Source organism: Glutamicibacter soli, assembly GCF_052322135.1.
Taxonomy (GTDB): domain Bacteria; phylum Actinomycetota; class Actinomycetes; order Actinomycetales; family Micrococcaceae; genus Glutamicibacter; species Glutamicibacter soli.
Genome location: NZ_CM125969.1, coordinates 612,930 through 635,466 on the forward strand (window position 1 = coordinate 612,930; position 22,537 = coordinate 635,466).

20 protein-coding genes, 1 tRNA gene and 2 riboswitches are annotated in these 22,537 nt (G+C 62.4%); of the genes, 11 read left to right on the forward strand and 10 right to left on the reverse strand.

Translation table 11 applies throughout. The annotated features are described in order from the left end of the window. Positions 1-71: 71 nt before the first annotated feature. The 4 genes from ACTX90_RS02995 to ACTX90_RS03010 all read right to left on the reverse strand — a co-directional run bounded on the left by ACTX90_RS02995 (position 72) and on the right by ACTX90_RS03010 (position 3,034). Positions 72-362, reverse strand: a complete 291-nt coding sequence (locus tag ACTX90_RS02995) for a WXG100 family type VII secretion target (protein ID WP_443443060.1) — start codon at positions 360-362, stop codon at positions 72-74. Positions 363-458: 96 nt separating this feature from the next. Further along, entirely contained in the window at positions 459-2,009 is a 1,551-nt protein-coding gene (locus ACTX90_RS03000) for a sensor histidine kinase (protein ID WP_443443062.1), read from the reverse strand. Positions 2,010-2,049: 40 nt separating this feature from the next. Further along, positions 2,050-2,757 carry a response regulator transcription factor gene (locus ACTX90_RS03005; RefSeq protein ID WP_047118282.1) on the reverse strand — a complete coding sequence of 236 codons (708 nt, stop codon included), beginning with the start codon at positions 2,755-2,757 and terminating at the stop codon, positions 2,050-2,052. 58 nt (positions 2,758-2,815) lie between these two features. Continuing rightward, a complete protein-coding gene (locus tag ACTX90_RS03010) occupies positions 2,816-3,034 on the reverse strand; it encodes a hypothetical protein (protein WP_047118283.1) in 219 nt (72 codons plus the stop codon). 251 nt (positions 3,035-3,285) lie between these two features. Between ACTX90_RS03010 and ACTX90_RS03015 the strand changes: the two genes are divergently transcribed. Beyond that, positions 3,286-3,669, forward strand: coding sequence for a cold-shock protein (locus ACTX90_RS03015; protein WP_047118284.1), 384 nt, complete (start codon positions 3,286-3,288; stop codon positions 3,667-3,669). 3 nt (positions 3,670-3,672) lie between these two features. Further along, a complete protein-coding gene (locus ACTX90_RS03020; RefSeq protein ID WP_443443064.1) occupies positions 3,673-4,287 on the forward strand; it encodes a DUF3027 domain-containing protein in 615 nt (204 codons plus the stop codon). 80 nt (positions 4,288-4,367) lie between these two features. On the opposite strand, the gene serC is transcribed toward ACTX90_RS03020, so the two are convergent. Next, positions 4,368-5,489, reverse strand: coding sequence for a phosphoserine transaminase (gene serC, locus ACTX90_RS03025; protein ID WP_047118286.1), 1,122 nt, complete (start codon positions 5,487-5,489; stop codon positions 4,368-4,370). A gap of 255 nt (positions 5,490-5,744) precedes the next feature. Between serC and ACTX90_RS03030 the strand changes: the two genes are divergently transcribed. The 4 genes from ACTX90_RS03030 to ACTX90_RS03045 all read left to right on the forward strand — a co-directional run bounded on the left by ACTX90_RS03030 (position 5,745) and on the right by ACTX90_RS03045 (position 9,617). After that, on the forward strand, positions 5,745-6,443 hold the full coding sequence (locus tag ACTX90_RS03030; RefSeq protein WP_047118287.1) for an iron-dependent transcriptional repressor DtxR: 699 nt from the start codon (positions 5,745-5,747) through the stop codon (positions 6,441-6,443). A gap of 76 nt (positions 6,444-6,519) precedes the next feature. Then, positions 6,520-6,697: riboswitch (cyclic di-AMP (ydaO/yuaA leader) on the forward strand. 2 nt (positions 6,698-6,699) lie between these two features. Continuing rightward, positions 6,700-7,725: a M23 family metallopeptidase gene (locus ACTX90_RS03035; protein ID WP_424573648.1), complete on the forward strand. Its 1,026-nt coding sequence runs from the start codon at positions 6,700-6,702 to the stop codon at positions 7,723-7,725. Between the two features lie 130 nt (positions 7,726-7,855). Then, positions 7,856-8,020, forward strand: a riboswitch (cyclic di-AMP (ydaO/yuaA leader). Between the two features lie 5 nt (positions 8,021-8,025). After that, a complete protein-coding gene (locus ACTX90_RS03040; RefSeq protein ID WP_120990170.1) occupies positions 8,026-8,892 on the forward strand; it encodes a C40 family peptidase in 867 nt (288 codons plus the stop codon). 230 nt (positions 8,893-9,122) lie between these two features. Further along, the gene (locus ACTX90_RS03045) at positions 9,123-9,617 is read left to right on the forward strand and encodes an HNH endonuclease (RefSeq protein WP_120990168.1); all 495 of its coding nucleotides are present in this window, start codon (positions 9,123-9,125) and stop codon (positions 9,615-9,617) included. Between the two features lie 30 nt (positions 9,618-9,647). On the opposite strand, the gene ACTX90_RS03050 is transcribed toward ACTX90_RS03045, so the two are convergent. Beyond that, on the reverse strand, positions 9,648-10,058 hold the full coding sequence (locus ACTX90_RS03050) for an NUDIX hydrolase (RefSeq protein ID WP_047118290.1): 411 nt from the start codon (positions 10,056-10,058) through the stop codon (positions 9,648-9,650). A 187-nt stretch (positions 10,059-10,245) separates the two neighbouring features. Between ACTX90_RS03050 and ACTX90_RS03055 the strand changes: the two genes are divergently transcribed. Next, complete coding sequence (locus tag ACTX90_RS03055; RefSeq protein ID WP_047118291.1) at positions 10,246-11,475, forward strand: ROK family transcriptional regulator; 1,230 nt, start codon at positions 10,246-10,248, stop codon at positions 11,473-11,475. A 143-nt stretch (positions 11,476-11,618) separates the two neighbouring features. Here ACTX90_RS03055 and ACTX90_RS03060 read toward each other — a convergent pair. After that, positions 11,619-11,695 (reverse strand) — tRNA-Arg (locus ACTX90_RS03060). Between the two features lie 65 nt (positions 11,696-11,760). Next, positions 11,761-12,426: a hypothetical protein gene (locus ACTX90_RS03065; RefSeq protein ID WP_443443067.1), complete on the reverse strand. Its 666-nt coding sequence runs from the start codon at positions 12,424-12,426 to the stop codon at positions 11,761-11,763. Positions 12,427-12,514: 88 nt separating this feature from the next. On the opposite strand from ACTX90_RS03065, the gene pcrA reads away from it, so the two are divergent. The 3 genes from pcrA to sucD all read left to right on the forward strand — a co-directional run bounded on the left by pcrA (position 12,515) and on the right by sucD (position 17,230). Continuing rightward, complete coding sequence (gene pcrA, locus ACTX90_RS03070) at positions 12,515-14,896, forward strand: DNA helicase PcrA (RefSeq protein WP_053797386.1); 2,382 nt, start codon at positions 12,515-12,517, stop codon at positions 14,894-14,896. 242 nt (positions 14,897-15,138) lie between these two features. After that, positions 15,139-16,311 (forward strand): ADP-forming succinate--CoA ligase subunit beta, encoded by a 1,173-nt coding sequence (sucC, locus tag ACTX90_RS03075; protein WP_047118294.1) that lies wholly within the window; start codon positions 15,139-15,141, stop codon positions 16,309-16,311. A gap of 16 nt (positions 16,312-16,327) precedes the next feature. Further along, positions 16,328-17,230: a succinate--CoA ligase subunit alpha gene (gene sucD, locus ACTX90_RS03080; RefSeq protein WP_047118295.1), complete on the forward strand. Its 903-nt coding sequence runs from the start codon at positions 16,328-16,330 to the stop codon at positions 17,228-17,230. A gap of 184 nt (positions 17,231-17,414) precedes the next feature. On the opposite strand, the gene ACTX90_RS03085 is transcribed toward sucD, so the two are convergent. Then, entirely contained in the window at positions 17,415-17,747 is a 333-nt protein-coding gene (locus ACTX90_RS03085) for a hypothetical protein (protein WP_047118296.1), read from the reverse strand. A gap of 113 nt (positions 17,748-17,860) precedes the next feature. Further along, a complete protein-coding gene (locus ACTX90_RS03090) occupies positions 17,861-21,211 on the reverse strand; it encodes an SNF2-related protein (RefSeq protein ID WP_443443069.1) in 3,351 nt (1,116 codons plus the stop codon). A gap of 87 nt (positions 21,212-21,298) precedes the next feature. Between ACTX90_RS03090 and ACTX90_RS03095 the strand changes: the two genes are divergently transcribed. Continuing rightward, complete coding sequence (locus tag ACTX90_RS03095; protein ID WP_113606885.1) at positions 21,299-22,477, forward strand: LOG family protein; 1,179 nt, start codon at positions 21,299-21,301, stop codon at positions 22,475-22,477. Positions 22,478-22,537: the final 60 nt, after the last annotated feature.

Here is a 22,537-nt window from a genome sequence, read left to right on the forward strand (position 1 = left end):
ATCTTCCCTGAAGCTGATCCAGCGGCCCGTTCTTTGTGGTTTTGGCGCTGTTTTCGCTGGGGATGCGCCGTTTAGTAGCGGAACAGCGAGGTATTGACCTGCTCGACTTCCTCGTACTGCGCCGAGGCATGATGCAACGCCGTGGCGATGTTGCCCAAGGCTTCTTCGATGCGCAGGTGGGTGCTTCGCCATTCGGCCACGATGGCCTGGAACGATGCGGCCGCCGAGCCATGCCATGTGCCCTGCAACTGGTCCAGATTCATCTGCATCGTGACGACTTCTGAACGCAGGCGGTCGATGGTGCCCATAACCGCTTGGGACTTGGCCTGCATTTCGCCGGTGTTGGTGGAGAACGTGCTCATGATTCCTGCTCGCCTTTCATCGGATCGTGATGACCTAACGATAGGAGCTATGGCACCGAAGCAGAGTAAGCCGCAGGCCGGTTGTGGACAATGAGGCTACGACTCGTCGTGCTCCGGATGGAAGTCGAAGTCGTCGTCGCGCGGCTCGGGCATCGGAACGTAGGGCAGCGAGATGGCCATGGTGGCGCCGCCGCCTTCGGTTTCGCTCAGCGACACGGATCCGCCGTGTTGTTGGACAATGGCTGCGACAATTGCCAGCCCCAGGCCGGAACCGCCGGTTTCGCGTTGGCGCGAGGCATCCGAGCGGTAGAAGCGCTCGAAGATTCGCTTGGCGTCCTCTTCGGGAATGCCGTGGCCGTGGTCGCGGACCTCGAATACTGCGTCGAGGGCACCGGCCACCAGCGAACGCACACCCACCGCGATCTCGATCGGGGTCCCTTCGGGGGTGTAGCGCAGGGCATTGGTCAGCAGGTTGGCGATGACCTGGCGGATGCGGGCGTCGTCTCCGACAGTGCTGGCGGGGCTGGGCTGGTTGCTGGACAGGCCCACTAAGGTGACCTTGCGGTCGGGCGCCCGCACCCGGGTGTCCTCCACGATGTCCTGTCCGAGCACCAGCAGGTCGACAGCCTGCTTCTCCATCGGGCGCTGCTCGTCCAGGCGCGCCAGCATCAGCAGGTCCTCGACGAGCTGCGCCATGCGCTTGGATTCGCTCTCAATGCGCCCCATCGCCGAATCGAGGGCTTCGGGGCTCGCCAGTCCGCCGTGGCGGTAGAACTCCGAGTAGCCCTGGATGGTGACCAGCGGGGTGCGCAGCTCGTGGGAGGCATCCTGAATGAAGCGCCGCATCTTCTGTTCGGAAGCTTCGCGGTCCTTGAAAGCCTTCTCGATCTGCGCCAGCATCGAATTCAGCGAGCGTGAGAGCCTGCCGACTTCCGTCTCCGCAGGATAGTCCGTCACGCGCTGGGTGAGGTCGCCGGCGGCGATCATGGACGCGGTGCGCTCGACCTTCGTCAGCGGTTTCAGCGACCGGGTGGTGAGGGCATAGGCGATCATGGACATGACCAGCGCGGCGAGCAAGCCGGTGGAGAGCACCAGCACCGCCGCCTGCTGCGCGGTGTTGTTGACGGTGCTCAGCGGGATCGCCAGGAACAGGTTAAGGCTGCTGCTCTTCAGCGGAATCACCATGGTCCGCCACCCGGCGGAGTTCGCCTGGATGCCCGGGATGGTCACCGGCTTGTTCGGCGTTTCCAGCAGCTTGTCGATATTGGCCGGATTCAACAGCGGCGAATCCAGGGCCGTGCTCGGCGAAACCCGCGAGCGCGGCATGATGTAGACGATTTTCCCGTCTTTATCACGGATGTCGGCGTAGGAGCTGTTCAGCCCGAGCAGCGTCGGGTCGAAGTCCTTGAAGCCGTCGGGGTCCCCGGGGTTGTCCACCGAATACAGGTAGGCCTTGTTCAGACCAAGCCCCATGGTCGGTCCGGCGGCGACCAGCTGGTCATCGATCTGGTTGGTCATCGAGATCCGCAGCGTGTGGGCCGAGCCCACGGCCGTGGCTACGATGGCCAGGATCATCAGCCCGAACATCACTGTCACCAGTTTGGTGCGCAGCGTGGTGCGCCGCCAGAGGGAACGAATCGACTTCATAGGATGACTTTACAAGTCCCTTGCTCGTGGACGGACGCGGCTAGCGGCGGTCCGGGGTGCGCATCAGGTAGCCGACGCCGCGTTTGGTCTGGATCAGCGCAGGCCATTCGGGGCGGTCGACCTTGCGGCGCAGGTACGAGATATAGGACTCGACGATCGACGCGTCGCCGTTGAAGTCGTACTCCCACACGTGGTCCAGGATCTGCGACTTGGACAGCACGCGGTTCGGGTTCATCATCAGGTAGCGCAGGAGCTTGAACTCGGTGGGGGAGAGGTCGATGATCTCGCCGGCGCGGCGGACCTCGTGCGCGTCGTCGTCCAGCTCGAGGTCGGCGACCACGATGGTGGCGTTCTCTTCCTCTCCCGATGACGTGCGGCGCAGGACTGCGCGGATGCGTGCGACGACCTCGTCCAGGCTGAACGGCTTGGTGACATAGTCGTCGCCGCCCACGGTCAGGCCGGTGACCTTGTCCGAGGTGTCGTCACGTGCGGTGAGGAACAGGACCGGGAAATGGCGCCCCGCGGCGCGCAGCTTGCGGGTGATGGTGAATCCATCCATGTCCGGAAGCATCACGTCGAGCACTGCCAAGTCAGGTTCCTCGGCCTCAACCGCTGCCAGGGCGTCCCGGCCGTTGGCTGCGGAGACAACTTCGAAACCTGCGAAGCGCAGGGAAGTGGACAGCAACTCGCGGATATTCGGCTCGTCATCGACAACGAGAAGTTTTGCCTCTGGGGTTTTTGCACTCATGAAACCCAGTGTGCCTAAGAAGTCTGGGAGCTGCCTGTATGAATGCTGGGGTAGAAAATTAGTTGTTGCGACGCCGGATGACGTTGCCGATAACGACTGCAACGCCCAGCAAGAAGGCGACCGGAAGGCCCCAGACGCCCAGAATCATCAGGAAGGGCGGGATGCTGATTTCCTGGAAATAGAGCACCAGCGTCGCAGCCAATGCCAGGGTGGAAACTACGGCAACGCCGATGGCTAGACGCGAAACAACGGACAGGGTGACGGATAAGGTGCTCACCGTTCCTACTTTACCGTTGCCGTCCCGGAGGAGGGAGTCCCGAGTCAAAGAGCGCCCAAGGTGATTTTGTGTCCGGATGAATGACATAATCAAAGGTAAACGACTTGGTTCGACTCCGTGCGTCGAGCACCCGGGAAAAGAATTCGAAAAGCCCGGTGAAAGCTCCGCGGAAGCGAACACCTGAATATGCATGGTGCTGAGCAGGCCTCGGCCATGCAGCTACGCACGAGAAACGAACGAGGTATTACAGCATGCCTACCGGCAAGGTTAAGTGGTACGAGAAGTCCAAGGGCTTTGGATTCATTACCGCAGAAGACGGCAAAGAGATCTACGTCAACGCAGCGGCCCTGCCCGACGGCATGCATGAGCTGCGCCCGGGAACGCGCCTTGAGTTCGGTGTGGCCGAGGGCCGTCGCGGACCGCAGGCCTTGAGCCTCCGGGTGCTCGAAGCGGCCCCGTCGGTGGCTCGCGCCAAGCGCAAGAAGCCCGAAGCCGAGGCCGTCGTCATCGAGGACCTAATCAAATTGCTGGACAGCGTTTCGAATACCTTGCGCAATGGGCGCTATCCTGAACATGCATACGGCAAAAAGGTAGCTACCGTGCTGCGCGCGGTAGCCGACGATCTGGACGCATAAACAATGGCCCGTAAACCCAAGCTGGACACCCTCCTCGCTGAAGCGGTCGATACCGCGCGGCTATCCCTGGCTGAAATCGCCGGGGAATCCGAAATCGGCGAACACCTCGGCGTCACGGCCGAGGGTGAGCGACTTGTCACCCATAGATTTATCTCCCATAAAAAGGGATACCAAGGTTGGACATGGTTCGCGACACTCGCGCGGGTGCCACGGGCCAAGGCCAAAGATCTGACAGTGTGCGAGGTCGGGATCATTGCCGGCGAGGATTCACTGCTGGCTCCTGCCTGGGTGCCGTGGGCGGATCGTCTGGCCAAGGAGGAGATCGAAGCCGCAGAGGCCGAGAACAGCGCCGTTGAAGGCGAGCAGCCTACAGAGGCTGAGACCTCGGCGGCCGCGCAGGATGAGCAGGGTTCGGAGCAGCCGCAGGCAATTCCTGAGGGAGAAGCTGACGCCGTTCCTGCACAGGACGAGCTCGCGACCGACGAGGTTGCGGACGAGGAAGAGCTGCAGTCGGTCAAGTCACCGGCTCGACGCCAGGTCCGCCGTCGGCGCACTGCCCAGCGAACCGCCGCACGTCGCCGCGCCGCGCAACGCAACCGCGCACGCAAGGACGGCTAGCGCCGAAACAGGCATACAGCGAAGGGCTCGGACCATGTGGTCCGAGCCCTTCGCTGTTGTGGTGTCGTGCGTCGTGGGGATTAGAGCTGTTCGATCACGTAGTCGATGCAGTTCAGCAGTGCCTGGACGTCGCTCGGATCGATCGCGACGAAGGTTGCGATACGCAGCTGGTTGCGGCCGAGCTTGCGGTAAGGCTCCACATCGACCACGCCGTTGGCGCGAAGCGCCTTGGCGATGGCGGTGGCGTCGATCTTGTCGTCGAAGTCGACGGTGGAAATGACGTTGGAGCGGTGTTCCGGATTCGCCACGTACATCGCAGCGATGTCGGAGGCCTCGGCCCAGGCCTGGACCTTGGCCGCGGATTCGGCGGTGCGCTCAGCGGCCCAGGCGAGTCCGCCGTTGGCGTTGATCCATTTGATCTGGGAATCCAGCATGACCAGCGTGGTCAGTGCAGGGGTGTTGTAGGTCTGGTTCTTCAACGAGTTGTCCAGAGCGGTCTTCAGGTTCAGGAAGTCCGGGATCCACCGGTCGGTGGCGGCGATTTCCTCGATGCGCGCAATGGCCGCCGGGGAAACGAACGCGATCCACAGGCCGCCGTCGGCTGCGAAGTTCTTCTGCGGCGCGAAGTAGTAGACGTCGGTTTCGGCCAAGTCCACGGCCAATCCGCCGGCGCCGCTGGTGGCGTCGATGACCATCAGTGCGTCATCGTTGGCGCCAGCTACGCGCTTGACCGGGGCTGCAGCGCCGGTGGAGGTCTCGTTGTGAGGCCATGCATAGACATCGACGTCGGCTTCGGCGGCGGGAACAGGAACGCTGCCCGGCTCGCTGGTGATGATGGTCGAGGCAGCCAGGAACGGGGCCTTGTCCGTGGCTTTGGCGAATTTGGAGCCGAACTCGCCGAACGACAGGTGCTGCGCCTTGTTGCGCACCAGGGAGAAGGCGGCCGAATCCCAGAACGCGGTAGCGCCGCCGACACCCAGCAGAACTTCATAGCCCTCTGGCGCGTTGAACATTTCCTTCAGTCCGTTCTGGACCGATGCCACAAGGTTCTTGACCGGAGCCTGACGGTGCGAGGTGCCCAGGAGGGAATCCGCTGCCTCAACAATCGCCTGGACTTGCTCTGCGCGAACCTTGGACGGACCGGCGCCGAAACGACCGTCGGCTGGCAAAAGATTCTGTGGAATGGTGATGTCCGTGCTCATCGTGCTCCTCGATATAGCTATAGATTGAAGGGCTGAAAACCCGCTGTTCCGCGGCGCGGAATAAGGTGGGTGGGTTCAGGCGTTTCAGTACTATCTTCGCAAACCGTGAGCGTTTCAGAGAAAAACCGGACGGAGGGTTACGACATCCTCGGTGGCCGGCCCCGTAACGAATATGTCCAGCGCACCCAGTAGAGTGTGTAGTGACGTCTCATTATTTTTACGAACTTATTGTTGTGACTTCCAGGAGCGGCTGCCGTGTCTGACCTTATCGATACAACCGAGATGTACCTGCGTACCATTCTTGAACTGCAAGAAGAGGAAATCGTGGCCTTGCGCGCCCGAATCGCAGAGCGTCTGGGCCACTCAGGCCCGACTGTGTCGCAGACCGTAGCCCGGATGGAACGAGACGGCCTCGTCGTGGTTTCCACCGACCGCCATCTTGCCTTGACCCAGAAAGGTCACGAACTGGCAACGAGCGTCATGCGCAAGCACCGCCTTGCTGAACGACTGCTGGCAGACATGATCGGGCTCGACTGGGAGTACGTCCACGAAGAAGCCTGCCGCTGGGAGCACGTCATGAGCGAGCGCGTCGAGCGCCGGCTCTACGACTTGCTGGGGAAGCCGACGGTCTCCCCGTACGGCAACCCAATTCCGGGTTTGGAGGTCCTTGGCGGGCCAAAAGTGAGCGAAATCTCATCGGAAGTTCAGAACCTTGACCAGGCTCTTTTGGATGGAGTGGAAGGACCGCTGGCAATCGAGCGCCTCGCGGAACCTATCCAGACTGACCCGATCCTGCTGGGACAGCTGAATGAAGGCGGAATCCGCCCTGGGGCGATTGTCACCCTTGAGCGTGCTGAAGACTACATCGTCGTGCGCGTGCAGGGTGTAGAGGGCGCCTTGGAGCTTCCGGTAGAGGTCAGCAGCCATGTATTCGTCAAGTCCCACAAAAGATAACGAAATTGTAACTTTCCCTTTTGACGGGTAACGTTAGTACACGGTGCACGGGGTTAGACCCGCACCGGCCCATACATTGCGCGAACGCCTAGTATTGCCCTGCGCGCGGATGGGAAGTCAGTTTATGGGGCAATAGCGGGGGACCCACTTTCCGACGTTTACGTCTAGGGGTGAAGTCCTGCCAAAAGCAGGCCGGCTCATTCTCAGGAGCCGAATCCGACAGCTAACTTCGTAGGCGCTACATGAGAGGAATGTTTTGGTAGAAACCAAGACGACCGGCCGCCGCGCCGCCGTTGTTGAGCTGGATGTGATTGGCGAAATCGCAGCTGCCGCTACCGAGCGTGCGGGTGGACGCCGCGCATCGCGGGTGAGCGAATCGGCTGTTGCCATCGAGCCTGCAGCACCGGTGCATGCCAACTACGTAGGTCGCCGTTTCGAGGAACGCGCACGCTACGGCATCGCCCCTACCCGCCAGATGCTGGTGCTGGAAGATGCAGACAGCAATGTCATTGCTCTGCCGGGCGCAGTCGCTGCCCAGCCTGAATCCGCAGAGATCTCGAGCAATGTCGAGTTCATCTCGCAGCTGGACGCTGATACCAAAAAACCATCGCGACTTGGCTTTAGCCACAAAGTCGCTGCAGTTGCCGCAGTTTCGGGCCTGGCCCTTGCCGCTATCGCGCCACAGTTCTCGGGTTCGTCCAGCGACGACGTGGCCGTTGCCGCCGAACGCACCGCAACTTCCGCAGTCGTGGACGTCACCGCGCCAGGATCGGCTGGACTGGAAGTTGAACGCGCAGCGCTGACTTCCGAACTGAACCCTAATGTTGCGGGAGAAGAGAAGCTCTCCGAGGTTATGGCAGCCTCTGGCGGCAACGTCACTGCCATCAAGTCGACGTCCGGGTTGCTTGACCGCCCGGTGAAGTCGAACCGCATTACCTCGCCTTTTGGGCACCGCAATAACCCGACCGGCGCTGGCACCATGATCCATGGTGGTACAGATTACGGTGTGGCCTGCGGCACTGAGGTTTACGCCTCCGCTTCGGGTACCGTAACCGTCGCAGGCTGGGCCGGGCACTCCGGCAACCGGGTAATGGTGGACCATGGCGATGGACTGGAAACCGGTTACAGCCATAACACGAAGGTTCTGGTCAACGTGGGCGACAAGGTCAAGCGGGGAGATCTGATCGCGCTGAGCGGCACCACCGGCAACTCGACCGGTTGCCACGTGCACTTCGACGTCATAATCGACGGGCAGTTCAAAGACCCAGCCGGCTGGTTGTAACGTTCTTCGTCACCATTCCGTGACCTAAACGTGACATTTGGAAAATCATCCTATAGGCTTATACGCGTGCCAGGGGGATCTCCCTGAGCAACATTGCGTGAGAACCGAGCACTGCCAACACGCAATGTGCAGTTATAAACAACTCGTACGGCAGTGGCGGGGGAACCAATATCGGGTCGTTAGTTTGAACTAACAACCCTAGGGGTGAAGTGGAAGAGAAGGAAACTTCGAATCCACCGAGGTAACTCCACTTCGAACCCGACAGCTTACCTCGTAGGTATCAAGGAGAGGCTTTAAAAAGTGACCAAGCGTCAAACTCATGGACGTCGCCGCGCCGATGTGCCACGTACCAATTCTCTGGAAGCGATCTCGCAGGCTGTTGCATCGAACGCTGGCTCTGTAGGTCGTCAGGCAGCAGTCGTAGCTGCAGCTTCCGGTCTGATCATCACCTTGGGCGTGCCTGGCCAGGCAACTGCTCCACGCGACGTTTCCGCGGCTCCGGTTGACACCATCAACCCAGAGCGCGTGGCAGTCAAGGCTGTCAGCGTTGCCGCAGACAAGAAGTCTTCGGTTGATATCGAGCGCGCCAGCTTCACCGCCGACGAGAAGCCGGAGCCGGTTGTTATCGCAGTGGCCAACGAGGTCACCTCGACTTCGTCGAACGCCACGGCGCCGACCACCCGTTCCAACCAGTCGTCCTCCAGCAGCTCCTCGGACGACTTCGCTCCGGTGACCCGCCAGAACGTCAACAGCCAGTCGAACTCCACCCAGTCGACCAGCACCAAGAAGAAGGCCAAGAGCAGCTCTTCGGTCAACACTTCGAACCTCTCAGGTATCGCGGCTACCGCTGCCAAGTACGTCGGCGTTCCATACGTATGGGGCGGCAACGGCCCATCGGGTTGGGACTGCTCGGGCTTCGTGAAGTACGTTTACGCACAGCACGGCATCAACATCGCCCGCGGCACCTCGGCAATCCTGGGTTCCGGCCAGTTCAAGCGCACCAGCAACCCTAAGCCGGGCGACTTGGTATTCCAGAACGGTGGCGGCCACGTAGGCATCTACCTGGGCGGCGGTCAGATGATCGGGGCACAGAACCCAACCGTGGACACCATGATCCACTCGGTGAGCCGTAACCCGCTGTACGGTTACTACACCCTGGCTCGCTAAGCCTAAAAACTTTCCATAAGCCGCCGAACGTGAAAGACGTTCGGCGGCTTATGCCTTTAACCAGGATGAACATCTGGGTCTTCGCAGATGAACTTCGCAGAATATCTTTCTTGAACCCTCACATAGCAGAGGGCTGATCCTTTAGGCTTGCGATAGAGCCTCTCCGTAGGGAACGCGAGCCCCACCAATGCCAGATGGCGGCTATCGGTTCGAGAAGGAAGTACTGCAAGATGCGAACACTGGTTTTGAATGCCGGCTACGAGCCCCTGGCCGTGGTGACCTTCCGTCGAGCCCTTTTGCTGGTGATGGCGGAGAAAGCCACTATCGTCCTGCAAGATGACTCGTCGCCCGTGCGCAGCGCTCACGGCGAGTTACCGCGGCCAACGGTAATCGTCTTAAAGCGCTATGTACGACGCCCCTACAGGGACATGAATCATGTCACCCGTAGGGGCGTTCTCCGTAGGGACAGGTTTACCTGCGCCTACTGCGGCAAGTCCGCCAATACCATCGACCATGTCATTCCCCGTAGCAGGGGCGGTCAGAATACCTGGGAGAACCTGGTAGCGGCCTGTCTGGCCTGCAACAGCCGTAAGGCCGACAAGATGCTCGCACAGCTCGGCTGGCAGCTCCGCGTCACCCCGCACCGCCCGCGCTATGGCGGGCATCTGGTCTCGGGGCTCAACCAGATCGACGATTCGTGGGATGTCTACCTCCAGGCGGGCTGACACCGCGCAACTGCAGGCGGGAGACCTCGACTAGGCCTTGGCGCGTTCAATTGCCGACGGGAGCACGTGCTCGCGCAGCAGCGGCGCGAGATCGTCACGCAGCAGCGCCTGCTTTGGATCGATCCAGAGCAGCTCTTCAAGCTCGGCCAACGGTTCGAGCTCGCCGCTGAAACGCCCCGAAAAAAGATGCGCGTGAATCGAGGTCGAAGCCTCGTTGGCGGCAGGGCCATGCCACTCGCCGCGGTACTCGAGCTCGTCCGGTGCGAACTCGACACCGAGCTCCTCTTTAATTTCTCTAATGACAGTTTGTAAAGGTGACTCGCCTTTCTCGGGTTTGCCGCCAGGCTGCATGAATTTGCTCGTCCCGCGTTTGCGGACCAGCAATATTTCTCCTTGGTTGTTGATTAAACAAGCGGCTGATATAGTCAATTTTTTCTTCATGAATTCACAATATCGCGTGTGCGAAGCCGTCGCAGGTGGTAACGTGCATAAGTGGATCTCCAACGTTTTTAGTTGTTGTTCGCCGTGGTCTTATTACTCGCAATTTTTTGACCGAGTGGGTGGTGACAGGTGAAAGCCGAGGAACGGAAAGATCGATCCATCAAATTTATAGATCTATGGAGCATTAATGCGACGGGGTACCAACCTAGGGCGCTTGGGAGACTTCAACCAAGCCGTAATTCTTGAATCCATCCGCAGGGCACCGGATGGAATCAGCCGCGTCGAACTGGCAAGTTCGACGGGTCTGTCACCGCAGACCATTTCAAATGTTGTGCGTCGTCTTCTTGACGACGGCATCGTGCGTGAAGACCGCACCATCGTTTCCGGCCCGGGCAAGCCACGCACCGTGCTCGAGCTGGAAGGAAACCGTCTGGTTTCGATCGGTATCCATCTGGACCCCAGCATTCTGACCTTCGTGGCCATGAACCTGCGCGGCGAAGTCCTGCGCGAGCGCAGCATCGAAGTCCCGAACCTCGAAGTGGCTTCCGAAACCGTGCAGCTGATGGCGACCACCGTCAAGGAACTGATCGCAGAGATCCGTGTTCCGAAGAAGCATATTGTCGGAGTGGGCATTGCCGTGCCGGGTCCGGTGAACGTCGAGGAAGGCGTGGTTCTGAACCCGCCGCTGCTTGACGGCTGGGCCGACGTCGAACTCGTCAACCCGCTGCGCAAGCTCCTGCGCCTGCAGGTCATCATCGAAAAGGACACGATTGCCTCCGCAGTTGGGGAACTGTGGCAGTCGAAGGAAGAAAAGACCGACGACTTCGTCTTCGTGTACTGCGGCCACGGCTTCGGCGCCGGCATCGTCATCGATGGCGAAGTCCACCACGGTTCGAGCAACAACGCCGGCGAGATCGGGCATTACTCCACGGGCCACAAGTCCGTGTTCTGCGAAGAGTGCGGTGCAGATGACTGCCTGGCTTCCGGCACCTCCTACGAATTCATCGCGTCAAAGGCCAAGGAACGCGGCCTGGAACTGCCGGCCTACGAAATCCTCGGCCCAGAACAGCGCGCAGAAGGCATGAACCGCCTCACCGAGCTGGCGCTGGAAGGCAATGCCGTGGCCAAGGAACTGGTCACCGAGACCATGGTCATGGCTGGCGAAGTCGCAGGCCAGCTGGCCAACGCGCTGGATGTCCGCGAGGTTGTCTTCGGCGGTCCGCAGTGGGACAAGGTCAGCGAGCTCGTCGGCGCAGACGTCGACGCAGCGGTCAAGCGCCGCTTCGGCTTGCGTACGGTGCACGACATCGACACCCGCACCTCCGCGCTGGGCGCCAACGTCGGCGCCGTCGGCGGCGCCTGCGTCGTCATGGACGCCTCGCTGTCGCCAAAGGCCACCGCTTTGCTGCTGCGCTAAGCGTTCATCGCAGCTAGGCCGCCAAAGGGCGCGTTCCCCGTGGAACGCGCCCTTTGGCGCGTCCGGGAGCTGACGCCCGGACGCGGCAGACGAGAAAGGCGCTTCCGCACGATGAATATCGCGGGGAAGCGCCTTTCTCGTATTGGTGCCCCTGGCCGGAATCGAACCGACGGCCTACCCTTTAGGAGAGGGTCGCTCTATCCTACTGAGCTACAGAGGCTGGGCGTGAAAACACCAACAAGACTATCCTACTAGGTACTTGCTGTCGTGAACCACGCTGCCACGCTAGGAGCTCTGGTCGCGGACCTCGGCCATCTTGCGCTTCAACGACCGGTTGGCCCGGGAAAGGCCGAGCCCGATGATCAACCCAGCGGTGATGATCAGCAACGCCCAACGAATCGTGGTGAGGATCGATGCGAACATGACCGCTCCGGCAGTCACCTCGTTGGCGGTGAACAGGGCATCGATAGCGAAGTTCTCCACGATATCCGCCACGGCGAACCCCAAGGGGGCGCACCACGCCAGCAACCGGGTCCGGCGGTTCGGAATCCAGCGGATGAACAGCAGCATGCTCATGGCGGCGGTGAACATCGGGAAGAGCATGCCGGCGGTCTTGTGAACGTAGTTCAGCTGCCCCCGGGCGTCCTCGTCCATGGCGCTGCGCAGCGCTTCAATATCCTCCACCGTGTAGCCGAAGACCCGCTGGTCCGGCATGGACAGGTTGTTGCTGAGATCGGTCATCTGGCTCAATGCCATCCCGTGGAGATAGATAAACAGAAAAAGACTGATGGCCAATCCAGCGGAGATCAGCAGCATGGGATTGGATTTGTTCTCGTGGGAAGTGCTTTGGACGTTGTATTTGTTCAGCTTCCGGTCCAGAGCCTCACCCTGCTGTTCGACGAACTGGGAGGGTTTGCGGTATTTCTTGGACTTCCTGACCTTCTTTGCCATACCTTCCATTATGCCCGGTAGGCTGTGTCCCGGTTCGCTCGGCCGGCATCACGATACTGTCCAATGCGGCACGTAGACTGGCTACACCATGGATTTCCTTTTTGATGACTTCGCTCCTGAACCCACAGCTCGGGCTTTGCCGACCGCGGACGAACTGCTGGTAGGCATGAACCCGCAGCAGGAAGAGGCCGTGCGCTATGCAGGGGGCCCGCTGCTGATCATCGCCGGCGCCGGCTCGGGCAAGACGCGTGTGCTGACCCATCGAATTGCGTACCTGCTGGCAACGGGGCGTTCGCGCCCGCATGAAATCCTGGCCATCACCTTTACCAACAAGGCCGCCGCCGAAATGCGCGAACGCGCCGCCGAGCTCATCGGCGAGGACCAGGCGAAGAAGATGTGGATCTCCACGTTCCACTCGTCGTGCGTGCGCATCCTGCGCCGCGAAGCTGCCACCATCGGCTTGAAGTCGAACTTCTCGATCTACGACTCGGCGGATTCGCTGCGACTGATCACCCTGGTTTCCAAGGGGTTGGAGATCGACCCGAAGCGCTTCACGCCCAAGGCGATCGCGCACAAGATCTCCTCGTTGAAGAACGAGCTGATCGACGACGAGGACTACGCGGCCACCATCAACACGAACGACCCGTTCTCCCGGGCCGTCTCCGAGGTCTACCGCGGCTACACCCAGCGCCTGCGGGCGGCGAACGCGTTGGACTTCGACGACTTGATCGGCCAGGTCGTCTACATGTTCCGCGCGTTCCCGGCCGTGGCGGACAACTACCGCCGCCGCTTCCGCCATGTTCTGATCGACGAATACCAGGATACGAACCACGCCCAGTATTCGCTGGTTCGCGAACTCACCGGGCCCGACGGGAAGACCCCTCCGGGCGAACTGACAGTGGTGGGCGATTCGGACCAGTCCATCTACGCCTTCCGCGGCGCCGACATCCGGAACATCATCGAGTTCGAGAAGGACTACCCGAACGCGGCGACGATCAAGCTGGAGCAGAACTACCGTTCCACGCAGAACATCCTGACCGCTGCCAACGAGGTCATCAAGCTCAACCCGGACCGCAACGACAAGCGCCTGTGGACCGCCAGCGGCGACGGCGAGCAAATCGTCGGCTACGTGGGGGAGTCCGAGTCGGACGAAGCCCGCTGGATCGCCGAGGAGATCCTGCGGCTGAACGACGACGAAGACGTACGTCCCGGCGACATCGCCATCTTCTATCGCACCAATGCCCAGTCGCGCGCGCTTGAAGAGCAGCTGATGCGCGTCGATCTGAAATACCGGGTGGTCGGCGGAACCCGCTTCTACGACCGCAAGGAGATCAAGGATGCGTTGGCATACCTGCGCGCCCTGGTGAACCCGGAAGACGACATCAACGTCCGGCGCATCCTCAACGAGCCGAAACGCGGCATCGGCGACCGCGCCGAAGGCGCCGTCGCCGCGCTGGCGGAGCGCGAGCGCATCTCCTTCATGGAAGCGCTGCGCCGCTCGGACGAGGCTCCGGGCCTGGGCACCCGGGGCATCAAGATGACCGCGGCTTTCGTGGCGCTCATGGACGACCTGAAGATCGTGGCCGAAGGCTCGGGCCCGGCCGAAGCGCTGGAAGCAGTGCTTGAGCAGACCGGATACCTCGAAACCCTGCGTTCCTCCAGCGACCCGCAAGACGAGTCCCGGGTTGAGAACCTCGCGGAACTGGTCGCCGTCGTGCGCGACTACGTCAACGACGAACCGGAGGGCGGCCTGGCCGGATTCCTGGAACGGGTCGCGCTGGTGGCCGATGCAGACCAGATCCCGGAAGCCCCTAGCGATGACGAGGGCGCAGCCATGGCGGCACGCGAGGGCATGGTGACCTTGATGACCCTGCATACGGCCAAGGGCCTAGAATTCCCGGTCGTGTTCCTGACCGGCATGGAGCACGGCGTCTTCCCGCATCAGCGCTCCATGACCGATGAAAAGGAGCTGGCCGAAGAGCGCCGCCTGGCCTACGTGGGGCTGACCCGCGCCCGCGAGCGCCTCTACCTGACGCGTGCCGAGCAGCGAAGCCTCTGGGGACAGGCGCAGTACAACCCTGCCAGCCAGTTCCTGGAAGAGGTTCCCTCCCAGCTGATCGACTGGAAGCGCGAGGGATCGTCCTTCGGCCCGGGCCTGTCCTTCGGTTCCAGCTCGGTGAATTTCGCCACGAGCCGCTACGAGCGCGGAAGCCATTGGGGAGCAGGTTCGTCGGTGGCGAACAATACTGTCCGCGGGCACAACGCCGCTCCGGTGTCGAAGCAGCGTGTGGTGCAGAACAAGGAGATCGTGATCCCTAAGGTCGGGCAGTCGGTCAAGCATACGGCCTTTGGCTTGGGCACAGTCGTCGCGCTAGAAGGCGCTGGCGACAAAACCGTGGCCAAGGTCCAATTTCCGGATTCCGAGAAACGACTTCTGCTTCGGTACGCGCCCCTCGAAATTGTCGAGTAGTCAACCCCATTGCGATATTGGCTTGGTCACAGCGATAGCCAATCGGTGAAATGCGCGGAATCTCTACAACTTGTAAAAGTGGGAAGATCGCGAAAGTAAGGATAGTCTGAGAAATGCGCACGGGCTAAGACGCCGTTTCGGCGTCTGTTTGGTTGCGGTGCGCTCTCTTTGGGTACGGCGCGGACACTGGTCCGTGACTGTGCCGCGAGTCAGCATGAACTTCGAACGAAGGACACAAACCCGTGGACCTGTATGAGTACCAGGCGCGCGATCTATTCGAGGCACACGGCGTACCCGTGCTTGCCGGTATCGTCGCTTACACCCCTGAAGAAGCCAAGGCAGCAGCTGAGAAGATCGGCGGCGTCGTAGTCGTTAAGGCTCAGGTCAAGGTTGGCGGCCGCGGCAAGGCTGGCGGCGTTAAGGTTGCCAAGACCGCAGACGAGGCTTTCGAGCACGCATCGAACATTCTCGGTATGGACATCAAGGGCCACACCGTGAACAAGGTCATGATCGCACAGGGTGCGGACATCGCCGAGGAATTCTACTTCTCCGTGCTGCTGGACCGCGCAAACCGCAACTACCTGGCCATGTGCTCCGTCGAGGGCGGCATGGAGATCGAGCAGCTGGCAGAGGAGCGCCCGGAGGCGCTGGCTCGCGTTGCAGTTGATCCGCTGGTCGGCATCGACGCCGAAAAGGCCGCCGAGATCGTCGCAGCTGCCGGTTTCGCCGAGGAACTGCGCGCCAAGGTCGAAGAGACCCTGCAGAAGCTGTGGACCGTCTTCAAGGAAGAGGATGCAACCCTCGTTGAGGTCAACCCACTGGTGAAGACCGGTGCAGGCGACATCGTCGCACTGGACGGCAAGGTCTCCCTGGATGACAACGCTTCCGAGGTCCGCCACCCGGCTCACGAAGAGCTCGAGGACAAGGGCGCAGCCGATCCGCTGGAGGCCAAGGCCAAGGCTGCAGGCCTGAACTACGTCAAGCTGGACGGCGAAGTGGGCATCATCGGCAACGGTGCAGGCCTGGTCATGTCGACCCTGGACGTCGTCGCCTACGCTGGCGAGAACCACGGTGACGTGAAGCCGGCGAACTTCCTGGACATCGGCGGCGGCGCCTCGGCTGAGGTCATGGCCAACGGCCTGGACGTCATCTTGAACGACCCGCAGGTCAAGTCCGTGTTCGTCAACGTCTTCGGCGGCATCACCGCTTGCGACGCAGTGGCCAACGGCATCGTCGGCGCGCTGAACACCCTGGGTGACGCAGCGAACAAGCCGCTGGTTGTCCGCCTGGACGGCAACAACGTTGAAGAAGGCCGCGCCATCCTGGCCGAAGCCAACCACCCACTGGTGACCCTGGCAGCAACCATGGACGAGGGCGCCGACAAGGCCGCCGAGCTCGCCAACGCAGCGAAGTAAGAGGGATAAGCGAACAATGAGCATTTACCTGAACAAGGACTCCAAGGTCATCGTCCAGGGCATCACCGGCGGCGAAGGCACCAAGCACACCGCCCTGATGCTCAAGGCCGGCACCAACATCGTCGGCGGCGTGAACGCACGCAAGGCCGGCACCACCGTGACCCACGGCGAGCAGGAGATCAAGGTCTACGGCACCGTGGCAGAGGCCAAGGCCGAGACCGGCGCTGACGTGTCGATCGTCTTCGTTCCGCCGAAGTTCACCAAGGATGCAGTGGTCGAGGCCATCGAGGCCGAGGTCGGCCTCGTTGTGGTCATCACCGAAGGCGTGCCGGTGCAGGACTCGGCTGAGTTCTGGGCCCTGGCCCAGTCCAAGGTCGACGCCGACGGCAACCAGATCACCCGCATCATTGGCCCTAACTGCCCAGGCATCATCACCCCGGGCGAGGCGCTGGTCGGCATCACCCCGAACAACATCACCGGTAAGGGCCCGATCGGCTTGGTCTCCAAGTCCGGCACCCTGACCTACCAGATGATGTACGAACTGCGCGACCTGGGCTTCTCCACCGCCATCGGCATCGGCGGCGACCCGGTCATCGGCACCACCCACATCGACGCCCTGGCTGCGTTCGAGGCGGATCCGGAAACCAAGGCCATCGTGATGATCGGCGAAATCGGCGGCGACGCCGAGGAGCGCGCAGCCGAATACATCAAGGCGAACGTCACCAAGCCGGTTGTCGGCTACGTGGCAGGCTTCACCGCCCCTGAGGGCAAGACCATGGGCCACGCAGGCGCCATCGTTTCCGGCTCGGCTGGCACTGCCCAGGCCAAGAAGGAAGCACTGGAAGCTGCCGGCGTGAAGGTGGGCAAGACTCCTTCGGAGACCGCACGCCTGCTGCGCGAAGTTTTCGCAGCCCTCTAAGCGAGGCTTCGAAGCCCGGATAACCCGGGTGAGAGCGTAATGGCCGCCTGTGCCACGGGATTACCGTGGCGCAGGCGGCCATTTTCCGTCTCCACGGCGTTGTGGCGACGGATCAAAGATTTGGGAAACAGCCCCAAGCCGGGTCTGGGATGCCGGCCCGGGGGTAATGCGGTGCGCGGGGAGCTTAGCCCCGCAGGCCGGTCGCGGCCTCGGTGTCCACCCTCAGGAATGAGGATCCAATGACCGCGAAGGCGCCCGGAATCAACAGCATCCGGTGCTTCGGGTTGTAGAAAATCTCATCCAGCGGAGAAGCTAGGACCTTCCGGATTTTTTCCAGAAGCCGGTCGTTCTCCAGGAGCAGGCGCTCCTGCTCGGTTTCAATCACCACACGATCTGCTTCCGTCGTCACCGAAGCGTTCATCCAGTCGTCGCTCGGTGTACTCAGAGTCTCCGATTTGATCAGGGACACGGTTATAACCGCCTTCATCTTGCGCTGCCCCCTGAAGAAGACCTCCATGGGGGTGCCCTACTTGTGCGTCCGGTGTGGCGTAACGCACATGAGGTGGCATATTGAATATATCGCGTCTTGCTGGTAAGCGCCTGCTAAACCACGAAGAGTTAATCAACCTGTTACTCGAGCAGGCTCCGGATGTCCTGCGCGGTCAGTGCCTTGGAGAAGCCATCGGCCTCGTCCATGACGGTGTTGATCAGCTTCCGCTTGGAATCCTGCAGGGCCACGACCTTCTCCTCGATGGTCCCCTTGGAGATCATGCGGTAGACCATCACCTGGCGCGTCTGGCCGATGCGGTGGGTACGGTCGATCGCCTGGGCCTCCACGGCGGGGTTCCACCACGGGTCAAGCAGGAAGCAGTAGTCGGCCTCGGTCAGGTTCAGCCCGAAACCGCCGGCCTTCAGCGAAATCAGGAACAGCGGGGCTTCGCCCTCCTTGAACTGCTCGATCACCTCGGCGCGGTTGCGGGTGCTGCCGTCCAGGTAGACGAACTTGATCCCGAGTGCGGTCAGCTTCCCGGCCAGCACCTTCAGGTAGGAGGTGAACTGGCTGAACACCAGGGCGCGGTGGCCCTCGTTCAGCACGTCGTCGAGCTGGTCGAATAGCGCCTCGAGCTTAGATCCGGGCACCTCGGCCAGCTCCGGGTCCACCAGCGAGGGCTCCAGCGCGAGCATGCGCAGGTGCGTGAGCGACTGGAAGATGGTGAAGCGGTTCTTGTCCAGGTCCTCGACCAGGTGCAGGATCTTCTGGCGTTCGCGGTTCAGGTGGGTGTCGTAGATGTGCTGGTGCTCGTCGGACAGGCGCACCAGCACCTGCTGCTCCTGCTTGGCCGGCAGGTCCAGCACCACGGATTCCTTGGTGCGGCGCAGCATGAACGGCTTCACGCGGCGCTGCAGCAGGGCCAGGGTGTCCTTGTCGCCCAGCACCTCGATGGGGCGGGCGAACTGCCGGTTGAAGCGGCTGACGTTCATGAACAGCGACGGGGAGGTCAGCGACAGCAGCGCGCCGAGCTCGGAGAGGTTGTTCTCCATCGGGGTGCCGGTCACCGCCAGCTTGAAGCTGGTCTGCAGGTTCACCGCGGTGCGGTGGGCCTTGGTCGAGCGGTTCTTCACGAACTGGGCCTCGTCCAGGATCAGCCCGGCGAAGCGCTGGGACTCGTAGATCTCGTCGTTCAGGCGCAGCAGCGTGTAGGTCGTGAGCACCACGTCGTAGCCTTCGGCCAGGTCGCGCAGCTGACGGGCGTCGCCCAGCGTGGAATCGATGCTGATAACGCGCAGGCTCGGCGCGAAGCGGCGGACCTCCATCTCCCAGTTAGAGACCACGGAGCTCGGGGCGACCACCAAAAACGGTGCGCGCACCCGCTGGGCCGGCGGCAGCTCGGCGCAGGCCTCGGGGTCCTCCCACAGCTGGTGGGCGTGCAGGACCAGGGCAATGGTCTGCAGGGTCTTGCCCAGGCCCATGTCATCGGCCAGGATGCCGCCGAAGCCGCCCTGGTAGAGGCGAGCCAGCCAGCGGAAGCCGTCGACCTGGTAGGGGCGCAGGGTGGCCTGTAGGGTGTCCGGCACGGAGGCCTGGCCGCCTTCGGCGACGCGCAGCAGCGAACGCATGCGCCCGATGAACAGCTCGGCTCCGTCGATTCCCTCGGCCAGCTCGTCCAGTTCCTCGAACAATGAGATCTGGAAGACCGAGAGCTTCAGGTCGGCGTCCTTCGGCTTGTCGTTCAGCGCCTGGGCCTCGTCCACCAGCGCCTTGAGCTTGGCGAAGATCGGCTGGTCCAGGGAGAACCACGAGTTGTCCGGCAGCTTCAGCTTCATGGCGCCATTGGTCATCGCCTTCACGATGTCCGCGAAGGGCACCTCATGGGAGCCGACGGAGATCAGCAGGCCCAGATCCAGCCAGTCGTTGCGTTCGTGGTCCACGGCGTTGATCTTCAGCTTGGGCAGCTCGCGCAGCTGGCGGTAGACCGGGCGCGGCCCGGTTTCCTCCAGCTTGACGGTCTTCAGCGCGCCCAGGGCGGGAACCAGGTCGGAGACGAAGGCGATCATCTGCTCGCCGGAGTAGAACTTGGGGGACAAGTCGGGGTTGCCGACACCCATGACCTGCTCGAAGACCTCGTTGACCGCTGCGCGCAGGAAACTCTCCGCCTCCGCGTCGTGGGGCTTGTGCTCGTCGTCCACCCCCGGGTAGCTGATGGAGAAGTCCAGGGTGGCCGATTCCTTGGAGCCTTCCTCGGTCTGCTCCACCTTGTAGTCGACCTTGGCGCGGACGAACGGGGGCTTCAGCTCAGGGAAAACCAGGGCCTCGGAGATGCTGCGCACGCCGAAGGTGCGGGCCATGCGCGGATACTCCGTATCGAAGAACAGCTGGTGGTCGGCCGCCGGAATCTGGAGCCGCTGGTGCGAGTCGTACCAGTTCAGCTGCTTGTCTGAGAGGCGGTCCAGGCTCGGGGCGATCAGGATCTGCTCAGGGTCCTCAAGCTGGACGTAGAAGCCGTGGTCGCCGATGGTGCCGGCGGGGCTGTAGTCCTCCAGCGTCAGGTCGTGGCCGGCGGCATGCAGGATGCCGTGCACCTGCAGGTTGTCCTCGTCATCGAGGTCCGCGACCATTTCGGTCCAGGATTGCCCGCCGACCAGGACCGACAGGTCGTTGCGGGTGCCGATCAGCTCGATGCCCAGCTCATGGGCTTCATCGAGCAGCGGCCAGAGCAGGTTCGAGGAGTACTCGTCCAGGAACAGCCAGTCCTCGTCGGTCTTGAAGTTGGTCTGGGTGTTGCTGCGGGCCATCGCCGCGAACCTGCAGAACCAGTGGTGCTGCGCGCGCAGCAGGTTCCAGCCGAAGGTCTTGAAGCCAATGGTGGTCCAGCGCAGCTGGCCGCGCACCCAACGGCCCTCGGAGTTGCGCACCATGGGGCGCACGCCCAGGCGGAAGCGGCGGTTGCGGTGGGTGGCGTGCGGCAGCTTGCCGGTCGGCATCCATTGCTGCTGCTGGGTGGTGTTCTTGGCGTCGAAAAGCAGGAACTGCAGCGCCATCGGCACCACCGGGTCGTTGGGGGAGCCGACCAGCCCGTCGCTGGGGCGCGGCTCGCGTTCGGCGTACCAGGTGTCTGCCTGCTTGGACCAGGTGGTGACGACCTTCTCCTCCATCTTGGTGGCCACCTTGGCCAGCCCGGAGAGCTTGTTGGAGGTCAGCACCAGGGCCGCGATGTGCGGGCAGATGCCGGGGGTGTCGCAGCTGCATTCGCCGGAGTCGATTTCCCAGCCGGCGGCGCCGCGGCGCAGCTGGACCATGGGCGAAAAGTCCTCGCCGCCGGCAAACACGGTGCCTTCGATCTGCCCCGATGACTCATCGAATTCAACATCGACCACGGCATTGGCTTCGTCGGCGAGTTTCTTGCCGTGGAAGAAGGGAACATTGCCCAAGAACGCCAGCAGGTGCCTTGCGTCGATGGTCGGTGGAACGGCATTAGTCATCCGCTAATCGTTTCACGTTCTGGCCCGTCGTGAAAGTTGAGAGCCCCCTACTGTGAATAATCCCTAACTGTCACGTAGCGTGGAGCCATGTCCCAAGTCTGGCCGTATCTTCCGGCGCGCGCCGTCAACATCACCTCACTGGCGGAATTCGACCGCTTGGCGGCCGAAGCGCTGGGTTTCCAGCGCTCCCGCGGCCGCAGCTGGCGGGTGCACCGGGTGGATCTGCGCGGGCGCGATACGGTGCTCGCCGCGCTGGACCTGGCCGAGGCGCTGTTCATCGACTGCCAGTTCAGTGAAGCCGGCCGCGCCTTGGTCCAGGGCACCGGCGGGTTGTGCATGGACTCGGGGGAGCAGCTCCCCTTCCGCACCAGCGACCGCGGGCTGTACACCCCCGAGGAACTGTACGAGGGAATCAGCACGCAGACCTATGAGCATGTGCCGGACGCGCGGATCTACACCTACTCGCAGCAGCACGGTCCGCGCCAGCTGCTGAGCGACGACCAGGCGATGGCATCGACGCTGCACGACCACCACGTGGGGCAGGCGCTGATCTCCGAGGTCTACGACGGCGCCTTCAAGGACACCCCGATCATCGGAGTCATGGGCGGGCACGCCCTGAGCCGAGGCACCGAGCAGTACGCGCAGGCGCTGGACCTCGGGGCGCGGCTGACCCGCGCCGGATACGCCGTGGCCACCGGCGGGGGACCGGGAGCCATGGAAGCGGCGAACGCCGGTGCCTGGCTGGCCGACCGCGGGCGGGAGGAGATCTCCACGGCCCTGCAGATGCTGGCGGCGGAACCGGACGCGATCCACCGGCGCACCGGCTGGGCGCGCACCGCGCTCGCCGTGAAGGCCCGCTTTCCCTCGGAACGCACCTCGCTGGGGGTTCCGACCTGGTTCTTCGGGCACGAACCGCCGAACCTGTTCGCCACGCACATCGCCAAGTTCTTCGCCAACGCGACCCGCGAGGCGCTGCTGCTGGAGCAATCCAACGGCGGGATCGTGGTGCTGCCCGGTTCCGCCGGCACGGTGCAGGAAATCTTCCAGGACGCCTGCGAGAACTACTACGCCACCGGGGCCAGGGTGGTGCCGCTGGTGTTGGTCGGCCGCGAGCATTGGACCCGCACACTGCCGGCTTGGCAGCTGCTCAAGGCGCTGGCCGCCGAGCAGATCATGGAGGACAAGATCGCTCTGGTCGATTCGGTGGCCGAAGCGGTGGAATTCATCGGCGGCATGCAGTCGCTGCGCCGGCGCACCAGATTCTGAGAACGGCAACGGCCGCCGCCTGGTGAAGCAGGCGGCGGCCGTGGGAATGGCTCATCGAGC